General features: G+C 63.7%; 12 protein-coding genes. 8 read left to right on the forward strand and 4 right to left on the reverse strand.

All coding sequences use genetic code 11. The features are described 5' to 3' along the window. The gene (locus tag E4S61_RS03460) at positions 1 to 837 is read right to left on the reverse strand and encodes a DsbA family protein (protein ID WP_135302507.1); all 837 of its coding nucleotides are present in this window, start codon (positions 835 to 837) and stop codon (positions 1 to 3) included. Positions 838 to 969: 132 nt separating this feature from the next. Here E4S61_RS03460 and E4S61_RS03465 point away from each other — a divergent pair, with 132 nt between their 5' ends. The 7 genes from E4S61_RS03465 (at position 970) to E4S61_RS03495 (ending at position 10,462) form a co-directional block, all read left to right on the forward strand. Beyond that, positions 970 to 1,326, forward strand: coding sequence for an ArsR/SmtB family transcription factor (locus tag E4S61_RS03465; RefSeq protein ID WP_135302508.1), 357 nt, complete (start codon positions 970 to 972; stop codon positions 1,324 to 1,326). Beyond that, entirely contained in the window at positions 1,323 to 1,586 is a 264-nt protein-coding gene (locus tag E4S61_RS03470; RefSeq protein ID WP_135302509.1) for a DUF7521 family protein, read from the forward strand. The genes E4S61_RS03465 and E4S61_RS03470 overlap by 4 nt, the downstream gene beginning before the upstream one ends. 49 nt (positions 1,587 to 1,635) lie before the next feature. Beyond that, complete coding sequence (locus E4S61_RS03475) at positions 1,636 to 1,866, forward strand: Rdx family protein (protein ID WP_135302510.1); 231 nt, start codon at positions 1,636 to 1,638, stop codon at positions 1,864 to 1,866. 49 nt (positions 1,867 to 1,915) lie between these two features. After that, complete coding sequence (locus E4S61_RS03480) at positions 1,916 to 2,857, forward strand: ABC transporter ATP-binding protein (RefSeq protein ID WP_135302511.1); 942 nt, start codon at positions 1,916 to 1,918, stop codon at positions 2,855 to 2,857. Continuing rightward, entirely contained in the window at positions 2,854 to 3,594 is a 741-nt protein-coding gene (locus E4S61_RS03485; RefSeq protein ID WP_135302512.1) for an ABC transporter permease, read from the forward strand. The genes E4S61_RS03480 and E4S61_RS03485 overlap by 4 nt, the downstream gene beginning before the upstream one ends. A gap of 221 nt (positions 3,595 to 3,815) precedes the next feature. Next, positions 3,816 to 8,630, forward strand: coding sequence for a glycoside hydrolase family 97 catalytic domain-containing protein (locus E4S61_RS03490; protein WP_167768398.1), 4,815 nt, complete (start codon positions 3,816 to 3,818; stop codon positions 8,628 to 8,630). After that, positions 8,627 to 10,462: an outer membrane protein assembly factor BamB family protein gene (locus E4S61_RS03495; protein ID WP_135302513.1), complete on the forward strand. Its 1,836-nt coding sequence runs from the start codon at positions 8,627 to 8,629 to the stop codon at positions 10,460 to 10,462. The genes E4S61_RS03490 and E4S61_RS03495 overlap by 4 nt, the downstream gene beginning before the upstream one ends. A 67-nt stretch (positions 10,463 to 10,529) precedes the next feature. Here the strand turns inward: E4S61_RS03495 and E4S61_RS03500 are convergent, their stop codons facing one another. Next, the gene (locus E4S61_RS03500; protein ID WP_135302514.1) at positions 10,530 to 11,159 is read right to left on the reverse strand and encodes a DUF420 domain-containing protein; all 630 of its coding nucleotides are present in this window, start codon (positions 11,157 to 11,159) and stop codon (positions 10,530 to 10,532) included. Positions 11,160 to 11,334: 175 nt separating this feature from the next. Further along, positions 11,335 to 12,549: a proteasome-activating nucleotidase Pan1 gene (gene pan1, locus E4S61_RS03505; RefSeq protein ID WP_135302515.1), complete on the reverse strand. Its 1,215-nt coding sequence runs from the start codon at positions 12,547 to 12,549 to the stop codon at positions 11,335 to 11,337. A 153-nt stretch (positions 12,550 to 12,702) separates the two neighbouring features. Here pan1 and E4S61_RS03510 point away from each other — a divergent pair, with 153 nt between their 5' ends. Beyond that, positions 12,703 to 13,443 carry an NAD(P)/FAD-dependent oxidoreductase gene (locus E4S61_RS03510; RefSeq protein ID WP_135302516.1) on the forward strand — a complete coding sequence of 247 codons (741 nt, stop codon included), beginning with the start codon at positions 12,703 to 12,705 and terminating at the stop codon, positions 13,441 to 13,443. 18 nt (positions 13,444 to 13,461) lie between these two features. Here E4S61_RS03510 and E4S61_RS03515 read toward each other — a convergent pair whose 3' ends face one another. Beyond that, positions 13,462 to 14,505 carry a M48 family metalloprotease gene (locus E4S61_RS03515; protein ID WP_135302517.1) on the reverse strand — a complete coding sequence of 348 codons (1,044 nt, stop codon included), beginning with the start codon at positions 14,503 to 14,505 and terminating at the stop codon, positions 13,462 to 13,464. Positions 14,506 to 14,545 lie beyond the last annotated feature (40 nt).

Consider the following 14,545-nt stretch of genomic DNA (forward strand, 5'->3'; position numbering starts at 1 on the left):
TCACTCCGTCAGCGACCGGATCTTGCTGTCGAACCGCGAGTACGGCTGTGCGCCCTGCAAGTCGGCGGCGGTGTTGGAGTCGGGGTCGTAGAGGACGAACGAGGGGGTCCCGTCGAGTCCCGCCTGTTTTCCGCGCTGGCGTTCCGCCTCGATGTCCGAGACGAGCGTCTCGCGGTTCTCGGACAGACAGGAGTCGACCGCAGACGCGTCGACGCCCTCGACGGACTCCGTCAGGTCGAGCAAGTTCGACCGGTTCGACCAGTCGCCCTGCGTGAACCCCTGTTCCTCGAACACTGTCGAGTGCCAGTTCCAGAAGGCGTCCGGCGAGTCCTCGCGAACCTGTCGCCAGACGCATCGGCTCATGACCGACGCGGTCATGGAGTTCTCGCCGATGTTCGGGAACTGTAACAGCACGACGCGGACTCGCTCGTCGGCGACGTGGGTGCGAACGAGTTTCGGGAACGTCCGCTCCTCGAACTTCTTGCAGAACGGGCAGAGGTAGTCGCTCCAGTAGTAGAGGTCGAGGGCCGCGTCGGGCGACCCGACTATTGGGTTGCCGGCGAGGTCGACGTCGAAGCCGGTGGTCCCGGATGCCGTGTGCAGCGATGGCGAGACGGGGTCCGAGGAGATAGGCGTCGATTCTTGAGTCTGTGTCGGCTGGTCCGTCGCCTCCCCAGTCGGCGTCGACTGTCCCGCCGTTCCCGCGTCGGTCGACGCGGACGCGCCCGACTGCGGCGTCGCCGTCGATTGCGAGTCGCTGGTACTGCACCCGGCGAGGCCGGCGATAGTCGCGGCTACGCCGCCCTGTAACAGTGCCCGACGTGTCTTTCGAGTCATGTGGCGGCTTTCGCCCACCATCCGTATAGTGGGCGGTCGCCGTTTTCTGGCCCGGAAAAATCGTGCTATCCCGCCACACGACGGGGGCGGATATCCGCGAGATACTTCAATAACCCCGCCGATTGCCCGTCCGTGAGCGAGGACCCCGACGGCATCGCCGCGCTCGGGTTACTCCACGACGAGTACGCCCGTGAGATATTCGTGGCGGCGAGTCGGGAGGCGATGTCGGCGAAGGAACTGGCAGAAGCGTGCAGTTTCTCGCTCCCGACGGTGTACCGCCGCGTCGACGACCTCGTCGAGGCGGGACTCGTGGTCGAGAACAACGAACTCGACCCTTCGGGGAACCACTACACGTCCTACGAAGCGGCGGTCGAACACATCGACATCGACGTTCGAGACGGTGAGCTAGACGTGACAATAACTCAACAATCTGACGCGGTCGACCGGTTTACGCGCGCCTGGGAAGACATCCGGAGGGGAGACGAATGAGCACGTTGCTCGTCGCGGCCAACCTGCTCGTCATCGCGCTCGGCTTCCTCATCGCCGCCCAGTCCTTCCGGGGGTATCGCCGGCATCAGAACGTGACGATGCTGTACATCTCGGCCGGGTTCGTCTGTATCAGCCTCGGTGGCGTGATGGACTGCTCGCTGTTGAACACGTACCTGCCGAGCCTGCTCCACACCGGACTGTTCCGAACAGGGTTCGTCCTCGCCGGGATGGGATTGATATCCTTCTCGCTGTATCGATGACGGTCTGTCGAGGCGAGCCTTTGTGACGACCGAGCACCTACGTCCACGCATGGTCGAAGTCGAAATCGAATACTGCGTACCGTGTGGCTTCCGAGAGCGTGCCCTTGACGTGGAGCGGGCGATACTCAACGGCGTAGAGCAGAACCTCGACCGGATGAGTCTGGTGATGGGTGACCACGGTGTGTTCAACGTCCGCGTCGACGGCCGGACGGTGTACGACAAGGACGAAGACGAGTTCGACGTAGACGACATCGTCCGCGAGGTCAGGAGCCAGTTATAGCCATCGACAGAGCGGAACGGCTTTCGGCAGGGATGACCGACGGTGAAATATGGACGAGGTACTGGTCGCCAAGGACATCCGTCGGCGCTACGGCGACACTGTCGCACTCGACGGCGTGTCGCTCTCGGCGTCGGTGGGCGAGGTGTTGGCGCTGGTTGGGCCGAACGGGGCGGGGAAGACGACGCTGGTTCGGGCGCTGACCGGGACCACCGACGCCGAGGGCCACGTCGAACTGTTCGGCGGGCCGCCGAGGAACGTCGATCGGTCGCGTATCGGTCTCCTTCCGCAGTCGTTCGACCCGCACGAGCGCTTGAGTGCGCGCGAACTCGTCGCGTACTACGCCGGTCTCTACGACGAGACGCGGGACGTCGACGCCGTGTTGGACGACGTCGGACTGACCGACAGCGCCGAGACGTACTACGAGAACCTCTCCGGTGGACAGCAACGCCGAACCTGCGTGGCGACGGCGCTCATCAACGACCCGGACCTGCTTGTACTGGACGAACCGACGACGGGGATCGACCCGGCCGGTCGACAGGCACTCTGGAACCTGCTATCCGGACTTGCCGACCGCGGCGTCACCATCGTCGTCACGACACACTACATGGAAGAGGCCCAGCAACTCGCCGACCGCGTCGGGTTGCTCGCCGACGGACGACTGGCCGCGCTGGACAGTCCGGCACGGCTGGTGGCCGACCACGGCGGCGACAGCCAACTGCTCGTCGACGGAACGTTCGACGAGACGACCCTCGACCGTATCGACTACCCGGCTCGAACCGCTCTGCGGAACGGCCGACTCGTGGTGTATGGCGTCCGACCGGAATCCATCGGGCAGGTCGTCGCCGAACTCGACGCAGCCGGCGTCAGGTACGACAGTCTGACGTGGAAGGAACCGGACTTAGAAGATGTCTACCTCGAACTGACAGGGACCGGCGTGGGTCGCGGTGGCGACCCGCGACGAGAGGAGGCGACGGCGGGTGGTGTCCAGTGAGCCATCTCGGTCGACTTCGGTCGGAATCGCAGGCCGCAGCGCGGGCGTTCCTCCGCCGGCGGACGGCAGTGTTCTTCACCTTTTTCTTCCCGCTCATCATCGTCGTCATCTTCGGTGTCCTGGTTCAGACGCGGCCAGGCGGGGGCGGTCTCTTCACCGAGTCGCCGGCGTACTACGTGCCCGGCTACCTCGCCGTCGTCGTGTTGTTCACGCCGCTCTCTCGCGTCGGCAGCGAGGTGGCGCGCCACCGCGAGGGCAACCGCTTCGAGAAACTGGCGACGACGCCGCTGACCCGGCCGGAGTGGCTGCTCGCCCAGACACTCGTGAACGTCGCCATAATCGGTCTAGCAGGGATACTCCTGCTAGCGCTGATGGTCGTCCTCACCGGCGCACAGATTCGGCCGTCGCCACTGCTGATTCCGTTCGTCGTCCTCGGTGTCGGCCTGTTCTGCGGGGTCGGCGCGATGCTCGGGAGTCTGGCCGATTCACAGGACGGCGTCATCTCGGCGAGCAACGCCATCGCGCTCCCTTTGCTGTTCCTCTCAGAGACGTTTGTGCCGCCGGAACTCCTTCCAGGGTGGTTCCCGACGTGGCTCTCGCCGCTGACGTACTTCTCACGGGGCGTGCGTGCGGCGACGACGGGTGACGGGAGCGCGCTCGTGCCGCTTGCCGTTCTCGCGGTCTGTGCGGTCGTCGGCTTTCTCATCGGCGCGTGGCTCCTCCCACAGACCGACTGAGCGGTCCAGCAGCATGCGATGGACTGCGGAATCGGCGAGTATTTGAAAAATACGGGACGTATTTTTTGCCTTCGAGAATATCAATATTGAATATTCAGACGCCCCGTATGGCACTTTCAGAATATCTTCGTTGATACTATAGTATTTGCTCGCCAAACATATATCATAATCGTACATAATCGTTGGATTTATGTTGCACAACCGTTCTTACTGAGTTGGAAATGGTTAGTAGACAATCTCAACAAACTCCTAATGGGGTGGGCCGCCGGGAGTTCCTCGGCGGGGTGGCGTCGCTGCTGGCAGCGGCGGCGTACACACGGGACGTACCCGAGTCGGTCGCCGCACAGATCGACAGTGGCGATGACAGTGAGACACGGACCGTTACATCACCGAACGGAAACATCAGTGTGACCGTGGACGTGTCCGGGGGGACACCCACGTACAGCGTCGATTTCAACGGTACCACGTACATCCAGTCGTCTGCACTCGGCTTCGATTTCCAGAATCAGGCCACGTTCGGCGCTAGCACCGACGGCACGAGCGGGGCGACGATCTCGGTCACCGGGAGCGAGAGCAACACCGGACAGACCGAAAGCTGGACGCCCGAATGGGACCAGTACAACAGCGTTTCGGAAGCGTACAACGAGCTCCGTCTGGGTCTCGAAGAGACGGCCAGCCCGGGCCGCTCGGGGAACCTCGAGCTCCGCGTCTTCGACGACGGACTCGGATTCCGGTTCGCGTTCGACGACGATTTCGCCGCCAATAGCGGGAAGGCCGTCATCACGTCGGAGAACACGCAGGTGAATTTCGCCGGCGATTACACCTGCTGGTGGATAGAGAACGCCTTTACGAATCCGCGATTCGAGTCCGAGTACACGGAATCGAAACTCAGCGAAGTCCCCGCCGGGTCAGAGACGGTCCGGCCGAACGACGACCCGAGCCGAAGGGGCTCGCATATGCCGCTGACAGTCAAGGCGAGCGACAGCGCGTACCTGAGCGTCCATCAGGCGGACTTAGACGACTACTCACTGGCCTCACTCGCGCCGGTGTCTGACTCCGGCGGGACCGAGTTTGCGACACAACTCGCGCCGCTTTCGGGTAGCACGAAAGTCTCGTGGACGCTGCCAAACGCGACGCCGTGGCGGACGGTTCAACTCGGAACGACGCCCGGCGAACTCGTCGAGTCGTCGCTGATTCCGCTGTTGAACGAGGACCGTGACGACAGCGTTCTACCGAGTGACGGTAACGGCGGCGTCGACACGGACTGGTTGACTCCGCGGAAGTACATCGGCATCTGGTGGACGATGATCGCCGGGAACGCCAAGTGGGAGTACAAGAACGACGCCGACATCGAGGCCACCGGGAACAACCCGGCAGCGTACATCCACGGCGCGCGCACCGAGCGGATGAAACGCTACATGAACTTCGCCAGCCAGAACAGCATCGACAGCGTGCTGGCGGAGGGGTGGAACAAGGGGTGGAGTTCCTATGGCTCGGACGCCAGCGCGACCGGGTCCGCACTGGAGATGGGCGTCGGCGACTCCTACCCGGACTTCGACGTTACCGAGATAACGACCTACGGGTCGAGCCTCTCGAACCCCGTCGAGTTCACGATTCACAACGAGACCTCGGGGAACCTGCCGAACTACGAAGACGAGATTCTGAACAACAGCATCTTCAGCGAGTACGACGACGCCGGTATCCGCTCGATAAAGAACGGCTACGTCTCGAATCCCGGCCTGTTCGGCGACAACGAGAGTTCGCCGAGTCACAACCAGCACTGCCAGCTAGCGGTCAATCACCACCGAACCGTCATCAAAGAGGCCGCGAGTGAACGACAAACCCTCGAAATTCACGAAGGAATCGTCCCGACGGGCGAGCGCCGAACGTACCCAAATGTCGCCGCCCGCGAGGTCGTGAAGGCACAGGAGTACGACGGATTCGGCGCGCTCGGGTCGAACGTCGGCCGCGAGCACCACGTCACGCTCCCCTTCACGCGGATGCTGGCCGGCCCGACGAGCTATCAGCCCGGTATCTTCGACATCACGTTCAACGACAGCGAGGGCGATCAGATTCAGACGACGCGCGCGAAGCAACTCGCCATGTACCCCACGTACAACGCGGGGATACAGATGGCCGCCGACCGCGTCGAGGCCTACATCAACGAGGAGTTCGAGGTCGGCGAGTACGTCCAGGCTCCCTCCGGGATCATCGACGGGCTCACCACCAGTGACGACTGGCGCAACACGTTCGGGACGAACTACGTCGGGTTCGACCCCAACAAACACGACTCCGGGTCGAATGTCTCATTCACCGTCAAAAACGTCAGCTCGGCCGGGACCTACGATCTCCACATTCGCTACGCGAGCGACGACACGGAGAACGCCCAGCGAGTCATCGACGCCGGTGGCCCACAACTCACGCTGAACGTCAACGGGTCGACACAGAAGATCAACCCGACGTTTACGGAGTACTGGGACACCTACGGAATTCACACCGTCTCCGTCTCGCTCAATCAGGGCGACAACACCGTCGCGCTGGAGATGAACTATGACGACTCCGGTGAGACGTTCAAGGGCGATGTCGCGGGACTGACCGTCAACACCATCGGCGTGACGGCACAGGGTGCCAACGCGCCGTTCCCGGCGGCCTACACTGACCTGACCGACAGTCAGGTCGCTAACGAGAACGTCGAGTCGAAACCCGACTTCAAGTATATCGAAGACGTGCCCGCTGGCGGCTGGGATGACACGACGGTCGTCGACGCCGAGATCGGGAAGTACATCGTCACCGCACGAAAGAAAGACAACGAGTGGTACGTCGGTGCGATGACCGACGGCAACGGTCGCGCTATCGACGTGCCGCTCGATTTCCTCGACTCCCAGTCCAACGGCTGGAAGATGGAGATGTACACCGACGAGGCGGGAACCGACGTGGATACGGACCCGACGGAGATCGCGCGAACCACATCGCTCGTCAGTTCCGGTGACATTGTACTGGCGTCGATGGCCCGAAGCGGTGGGACAGCGCTTCGTCTCGTGCCAGCGTCGTCGGATGAGGCGTCGAACCTCGACGCGTATGTGAAACCGTCTCAGTCGCTTGACGTCACGATCGACGGGACGAGTGAGGTGTCCTCACCATTCATCACCGCGACAGGGAGCAACAGCAGCGACACGTACGTCGGCGGGACGAACCTCGAAGTTGTCATCGACGGCCAGACGGTTTCGAACCAGAACGTACGACTCGCGCCCGGTGCTACGGATGTCGCGCTCTCGGTCAACGAGACCATCGAGACGCCCGGTACCTACACGGTCACGCTGAAGGACGCTCGCACCGGAGCGACGTTCGCCAGCGAGACCGTCGTCGTCGAGGCACCGCGGGTCATCGCGAAGTTCTCCGACTCGACTGGCGACGACACCGGTGACGGGAGCTACTCGTATCCCGAGGCAGACGCGTTCTCTGACGGGTGTTTCGATATAGAGTCGTTCACCATCGAGAAGACATCGAGTCTCTATCGCTTCACGTGGGAGGTCGATACGCTGGAGAATCCGTTCGGCGGCACCGGATTCTCGCCGCAACTGTTCGCACTTTGGCTCCGTGATCCGTCGGCCTCCGACGGCGCGATGACTGAGAACGGCGACCTGATGGTGGACGTTGACTTCGCCGAACCGTGGCAGTACCGCCTCCGCGCCGACGGCTGGGCGAAAGACGCCATCGACCACACTGGCGCAGCACTCACCGACGGGAACGGTGACGCAGTTATCCCGAACGTCGACGTCGAGTCGGCTGCTGGGACAGTCACACTCTCTGTTCCGCGGAGTGCGTTCGGCAATGTGGATCCGTGGGACATGGAGATACTCCCCATCGTCGGCTCACAGGAGTCCGGAAGCATTCTCCGTGACGTCGTCACACAGGAGACTGCCACCGAGGCGAAGAACAACGACAACAGCGGGGACAACTACCTCTACAACTACCGGTTGATAACCTCGAACGACACTGCGACGAACGCGCCGCGTGTCGTCGATATGATCACGCCTGTTGGAACGACCCAGTCCGAGGCACTCGCGTACTCTGCGGAGGAGAAGGCGCAGTTGCCGTTCACGCCGGTCCATCAGCGGTACGACCTAGAGGCGCGCATCGCAGAGTGGACCGATCCAGAAGGTGACGACGACGGGCCGGGAGCGTACGTCTATCCGACAGACGACCAGTACGGTGATGCCGACTTCGACATTCGACGGTTCGGTCTCTACGAGACTGGGGATCGGTACAAACTGTTCTTCCGGATGGAGGGCGACATCACCAACCCGTTCGGCTACGATGCGAACTTTTCACACCAGTTCTTCCAGGTGTATATCCGTGACCCGAACGCGTCGGGTGGTTCGACGAAGAGTCGCCGCGGTGTCTCAGCGAGCGATAGCCCGGTCGATATCTTCGCCCAACCGCATCACTACCGCGTCGTCGCGTGCCCGAAAGGTGCACAGATCGAAAAGGCCGGTGCGAGTGTCGACGATACGGCAGGGTCGCTGGCAGATAGTACTACGACCGTCTCGACGGACGTCAGTATCACGCCGTACGTCGGCGAGAAGGCGTTCGTCATCGACATGCCCAAATCGGCGTTCAACAGCCCGGCCCGCGACCTCGAAGCGATTCCGTTCGTCCACGGCTTTGATGACGGGTACAGTAACGTGTTCGTCCGCTGGGTTCAGGAGAATGGTGGAACTCCGATGGACTGGAAGTTTACCGGTGGGACGGGGGACTACAGTCACCTAAACGTCATCGATACGGTCGTACCGGACGAGACGTCACAGTCGACGGTACTGGACTACAACAGCGCGTACTCCATCCCGTATCTCTCGCTGGGTTCGAAAGCGGCGAGCATCAAGAAGGCGCTGGCCGGCAACGGGCCGGTGACGAGCGCTCACTTCGACGTCGTGCGTGAGGCCTACGAGTCCAACAGCGCGGTTCCGGGGACGGGCGGACTGGTCCCGGATTACGCTGACCTCCGCGGCATTGCCTCCGAGGTGACGGAGCGATGAGTGATGCGTCACCACAGAAAGTGCTGGCGCTCTCGCTCGCGGTGCTCGCCGTGATGGCGATCCCCGCGGGCTTAGTCGCGCCCATCGGACTCGGCGCGGCCAACACTGGCGGCAACGCCGCCGGGAACGTCGGCGAGTGGCCGAGCTATCAGGCCGACGACCGCAACTCCGGTAATGCGACTGGTGCGCCCGACTACGGTGCGGTCGCAACCGGCTGGCGCGTCGTCGGCAACCAGGGGACGGACATCGCCTCCGGGCCGACCGTCGGTGACGACACCGTCTTCGTCGGAGATGGCAGTACGGTGAAAGCCTACGCCGAGGCAGACGGCACCCAGACGTGGACCCAGAGCGTCGACGGCTCGGTATTCGGCTCGCCGACCCACGACGACGGGAGCCTCTACGTCGCCACCGATGCCGGCAGCGTCTACGCACTCGACGCCAGTAGCGGCACTGTCGAGTGGCAGCGTAGCACCGACAGCACCGACGCCGACTTCGGCGCGTTCGCCGGCTCGGTCGCGACGGACGATGCTGGCACGCTCTACGCCGCCAGCGAGGACGGCCACGTCTACAAGCTGGCCGCCGACGGCTCGCAGGTGCTGGCCGCCTACGACATGGGTAGTCCCGCGGGCGCGATGACGCCCGCCGTCGCGGACGGCACGCTCTACGTCGGCGACCGTAGCGGGACGCTCCACGCGCTCTCGACGGCGGACCTCAGCGCCCAGTTCATGAAGGACGTTGCCAATGGCGCGCTCAACGCTCCGGCCGTGACCGCGGACGGCCAGACTGTGGTCGTCACGGCGACCGACGGCACGGTCGCCGCCTACGACGCGACCGGCACGCAACAGTGGGCCGAGACGAGCGCCTACGACAGTAGCTTCGCCAGTCCGGCCATCCACAAGGGATCGGCCGTCGTCGGTACGTCCGATGCTGTCGCCGCCCACGCGCTCGACGATGGGACTCAGCAGTGGAGTGCCTCGGTCGACACCAAGGACACCTTCGGCGCGTCGGTGACGACGGCCAACGGCACCGTCTTCGTTGGCACTGACACCGGCGACATCTACCTGCTCGATGCGGCCGACGGTAGCACGAAGTTCACCGTGCAAGCGAGTTCGTCGGTCATTACCACCGCACCGACGGTCGCCTACGACGCGCTGTACGTCGGCGCAGACACGGGCGCTGTCCAGCAGTTCGTCGACGCCAACCCGTCGATCTCAGTGACGAGCATCAGTGCGCCCGACTCCATCGAGAAGGGTGACACTGGAACAGTGACGGCTGACGTCTCGAACACCGGTCAGGCTGTCGGCAGCTATACCGCCGAACTGACTGTCGACGGAACGGTCGTCGACAGCAAGACCGTTACCGTGGCCGCTGGTGCCACCGAGACCGTGAGCTTCGAGTACACGTTCGATACCACCGGAGCGGTTCCGGTCAGTGTGGGTTCCCAGTCCACGACGGTCACCGTCAAAGCCGACTCCGGTGGCAACGGCGGCCCCATCCACGGCAACCCCGACGACGGGACCGAGACGACGACGTCGACTCCCGACGAGGGTGACGGCACGGCCACGCCGGCCGAGACCGACTGTGGCTGTGAACTCGACGACACGCCGACCGAGGCGACCGACGACCCGGTGACGACTGACGACACCGCGACGCCGGGCGACTCGGACAGTACCGAGACGGCCACTGATGACGACGCGACCGACGCGGACGACGGGTCCGACGGGAGCGGCACCGAAGAACCCACGTCCGGTGACGGTCCCGGCTTCACGGCCGTCGCTGCACTGCTCGCCGTCGTGGCAGCGGCACTGCTGGCTGTGCGACGCGAGAACTGACGGTCTCGACCGTCACTGACGTTCGATTTTTCTTTGGCTCCGTTTCGGGAGCGATAGCACCCCGACGCTACCGTCGGAGCGACGGCCCAACGACCGCGAGAAGCAACGCCGCCTCGCCGCGAGGCACCCAGCCGTAGACGTGGTTGAGCATCACGTACGTCACTAATCCGAGAAAGAGGCTCAGTCCCCACGCGGCAACAGCGATTCGTCCCACTCGTGCGTGGGCCGTCTCGCGGAGTTCGGCCGGGGTATGTGAGAGTCCGAGAACGACGGCATGGACGACTACCGGGACGGAGACGGCCGAGAGGAGGACGTGGACGGCGAGCATCAGGATGTACGCCCACCAGACGAACCCCTCGGCGAGAATCGCCTTCTCGAAGCCACCGCCGACCTTCAGAAGGTACAGCACGAGGAATGCCATGATGAGGGCGAACGCCGTTAGCATCGCTGCCCGGTGTTTGCGAACCTCGCCGTTCTTGATGAAGTAGACGCCGACGAGGATGGCGGTCAGCGCACAGGCGTTGACGACGGCGATCGCGTCAGAGAGCAGGATAACGGTCTCGTTGCTGATGGTCGGGAACGGCAACACGCCGCCGAACGTCCCGAAGACCAGCGCGTAACCGACCAGCGAGACGACGGCGGTGACGAGGCGCGGGCGAGCGCGAGCGCGCGACTGGAGTCTGTCTGCGACGGCCATACGAAAACTGAGAAAGCGAGGGCTTTCCGTGTTCTGGAAACGAGCGGCGGAGAGAGCGACAGAGAAATCGACGGAAAACGTAGCGGTGCCGAATCATACGGGCTGTTGTATCGAGGTGCCGATACGTGCCGACCCCGGGTCGGCGCTATCCGGACATACTCGACAACAGTTCGTATCAGGCGAAGGTGCGCGAGATGTCGTCGTCTTCTTCGTCTTCCTGCTGAATCTTCTCCCACGCGTTCTCGAAGTCCTCCATCTTGACCTCGGTGCGGTCGTCCCGAATGGCGAACATCCCGGCCTCGGTACAGACGGCCTTCACGTCTGCCCCGGAGGCGTCCTCGATGGCCTCTGCGAGACCCTCGAAGTCCACGTCGTCGGCGACGTTCATGCCGCGCGTGTGAATCTTGAAGATTTCCTTGCGGCCCTCGAAGTCCGGGTTGGGGACTTCGATGAGACGGTCGAAGCGACCGGGCCGAAGGATGGCGCGGTCGAGCATGTCGAAGCGGTTGGTGGCGGCGATGATGCGGATCTCGCCGCGGTCGTCGAAGCCGTCCATCTCCGAGAGCAGCTGCATCATCGTCCGCTGGACCTCGGCGTCGCCGCTGGTCTTCGACTCCGTTCGCTTCGCGGCGATGGCGTCGATCTCGTCGATGAAGACCACGGCGGGTTCCTCCTGCCGGGCGAGTTCGAAGAGGTCACGGACGAGTTTCGCGCCCTCGCCGATGAACTTGTGGACGAGCTCGGAGCCGGCCATCTTGATGAAGGTGGCGTCGGTCTCGTTGGCGACGGCTTTCGCCAGCATCGTCTTGCCCGTCCCGGGTGGGCCGTGAAGCAAGACGCCGCTCGGGGGGTCGATGCCCACGTCTTCGAACATCTCGGGGCTGATGAGTGGCATCTCGACCGTTTCGCGGACCTCTTCCATCTGCTCTTGGATACCGCCGATGTCGGCGAAGGTGACGTCGGGCGACTGATCGACCTGCATCACGCGGGCGCGGACGTCCGTCTCGTCGTCGAGTTGCTTGACGATAGAGAGGGAGTTGTTGACGGCGACCCGGTCGTCCGGTTCGAGGCCGTCACGCATCTCGTCAGTGACCTCGGTAAGCGCCTCCTGATTGTTGCCGTGCTGTTTGATGATAACGCCGTCTTCGCCCACCTCTTGGACAGTGGCGACGAACAGCGGCGACTGCTTGAGTTTCTTGTTCTCGTGGGTCAGCCGCTCTAATTTCTGCTGGTACTTGTTGTTCTCGGCGTTGGCATCGAGCAGCTTGTCCCGCATCTCCTCGTTCTGTGCTTCGAGCACCTCGAGTCGCTCCTGCAACGCCTCGATTTTCTTCTGCTTCGAGGCGTCCTCGTCGTAGGGCAGGTCCACCTCGTCGACGGTGTCGGTCATTACGCCCCTTCTAGTAGGTGAATCATTATGAGGCTTCGGGTAGCGCCAGCATTCGATACCGCGGGCAGCGGGACCCTACCGCCCCAAGACGGCGGTCAAGCGTTCTGGCGTCGAACCGGCAGGTTTCTGTCCCGGGGGGCGCAACCGGCGCGCATGTCTACAGAACCGGAGTCCGTCGTCGTGGTCGGTGGCGGCGTCGCGGGCCTCTCGGCGGCCATCTACACCGCACGGGCCGGCGTCTCGACGCGGATCGTCTCGACCGACGAGTCCATCCTGAATCGCAACGCCCACCTCGAAAACTACCCGGGCTTTCCCGCCGGTGTCAATCCGCGACTCCTTCTGGAATTGATTCGCGCACAGGCCCGTCGTGCGGGCGCGTGGTTCACGGACGGCCGCGTCCAGCGAGTCGAGGAGACCGACGACGGCTTCGAGACCACCGTCGCCGACGGCGAGGTGTTCGAGTCGGACTACGTTATCGCGGCGTCGTGGGCCGACGCGTCGTATCTCGCCGGTCTCGACGTGGACCTCCTCGACAGGGGGAGCAAGGAGTTCGTCGGCGTCGATGACCTCGGAAGAACCGCTGTCAACGGCCTCTATGCGGCTGGCCGACTGGCCGAGCAATACCACCAGACCATCGTCGCCGCCGGCCACGGTGCACAGGTCGGGCTAACGCTCATCGAGGACAGCGACGTGGACTTCTATCACGACTGGACGGCCCCGGAGGGCTACTTCACCGACCGCGACCGCGAGGTGCCACCGGGCTGTGAGGAGATAAGCGAAGACGAGCGAAAACGACGCGAGGAGGAGTCGTTAGAGATTATGCAGCGGTACTTCGAGCAGCCGATGCCCGGCGAACCGACGATGCACCCGAGCATCGCCGAGGACGAAGACTGAGCGCCGAGTCGAAACGAGTTACAGTTCTCGGAAGACGTTCCCGAGTCGCTCGATGCGCTCTTGGGTCGGCGGGTGCGAACGAGTCTCGACGTGGAACTCGTCGGTCGCCGGGTCCTCCTCGAACCCGTGGGGGAGAAAACAGAGCCCGCGGACACCGTCGTAGGCCCGGCGTTTATCGGTTTCGGGGGTCGGCGTCGCGTCGCCGTCGAGGTTCTCTAGCGCACCGACGAGCGCCGACGGGTCGCCCGTGAGCTTCGCGGCGCTCCGGTCGGCGGCGAACTCCCGTTCACGGGAGAGCGACCGGCCCAGCACCACGACCGGTGCGGTGAACACGCCCAGCAGGACGCCCCCGAGGACGACCGTCAGGCCGAACAGGAAGGCGACGCTCAGCGTGAAGGCGAGCGACCCGAACGGAGCCTCGATGAAGCGGACACTGAGGAAATACACCCCGGTGAACGCCAGTGCCCCGAAGACGAATCGACTCCCGCGAGAACCCGGAAGGGCGTCGTCGATGGGACCGTACTCGCCGTTGGTCAGTGCTGGGAGGAAGCTAGCGAGCGTCATCACGGTCGCGTCGCGGTTCTTGACGTGCATCAGTTCGTGGGCCAACACGGCGTCGAGTTCGTCGCCCGAGAGCGCGGCGAGCAACCCCTCGCTGACGACGACGGTGGCGCTTCTGAAGGTTCCGACGGCGAAACTGTTCGGGACGTCGCTGTCGGCGACGGCGATGGTCGGGACCACCATATCGGCTTGGTGACAGAGTCGCTGGACCCGGTCGTAGAGGTCCGGATACTCGGTCCGGTCTACCTCGCGGGCGTCGGCCTCCGCGAGCGTCTGTGCGCGTGTGTACCGTAACTGCGCCCAGACGAAGGCAACGAGCGCCGGACTCACGACGGCGAGCCACCACGCGAGACCGGAGCCGCCGGGAAGTACCGCGTCCACGGCGTCTCGAAGCGGCGTGAGCCACGGTGTCAGGAGGGACGCGACGGTGGCGACGACGGCGACGTCGATCGCGAGGAGGAGGAGGAGGGTCGTCAGGATGCGGCGATTGAGAGTCCCCATACGCGTGTCTGGAGATTGCTGTCAACGCGTCAAAATACTT

Origin of the sequence: Haloarcula amylovorans, from assembly GCF_004681185.1 — an archaeon.
GTDB classification, from domain to species: Archaea; Halobacteriota; Halobacteria; order Halobacteriales; family Haloarculaceae; genus Haloarcula; species Haloarcula amylovorans.

What these genes read in the sequence shown, in the direction of transcription:
- E4S61_RS03460 (WP_135302507.1), bottom strand. Translation starts at nt 837, where the DNA reads ATGACTCGAAAGACACGTCGGGCACTGTTACAGGGCGGCGTAGCCGCG.
- E4S61_RS03470 (WP_135302509.1), top strand. Translation starts at nt 1,323, where the DNA reads ATGAGCACGTTGCTCGTCGCGGCCAACCTGCTCGTCATCGCGCTCGGC.
- E4S61_RS03475 (WP_135302510.1), top strand. Translation starts at nt 1,636, where the DNA reads ATGGTCGAAGTCGAAATCGAATACTGCGTACCGTGTGGCTTCCGAGAG.
- E4S61_RS03480 (WP_135302511.1), top strand. Translation starts at nt 1,916, where the DNA reads ATGGACGAGGTACTGGTCGCCAAGGACATCCGTCGGCGCTACGGCGAC.
- E4S61_RS03490 (WP_167768398.1), top strand. Translation starts at nt 3,816, where the DNA reads ATGGTTAGTAGACAATCTCAACAAACTCCTAATGGGGTGGGCCGCCGG.
- E4S61_RS03495 (WP_135302513.1), top strand. Translation starts at nt 8,627, where the DNA reads ATGAGTGATGCGTCACCACAGAAAGTGCTGGCGCTCTCGCTCGCGGTG.
- E4S61_RS03500 (WP_135302514.1), bottom strand. Translation starts at nt 11,159, where the DNA reads ATGGCCGTCGCAGACAGACTCCAGTCGCGCGCTCGCGCTCGCCCGCGC.
- pan1 (WP_135302515.1), bottom strand. Translation starts at nt 12,549, where the DNA reads ATGACCGACACCGTCGACGAGGTGGACCTGCCCTACGACGAGGACGCC.
- E4S61_RS03510 (WP_135302516.1), top strand. Translation starts at nt 12,703, where the DNA reads ATGTCTACAGAACCGGAGTCCGTCGTCGTGGTCGGTGGCGGCGTCGCG.
- E4S61_RS03515 (WP_135302517.1), bottom strand. Translation starts at nt 14,505, where the DNA reads ATGGGGACTCTCAATCGCCGCATCCTGACGACCCTCCTCCTCCTCCTC.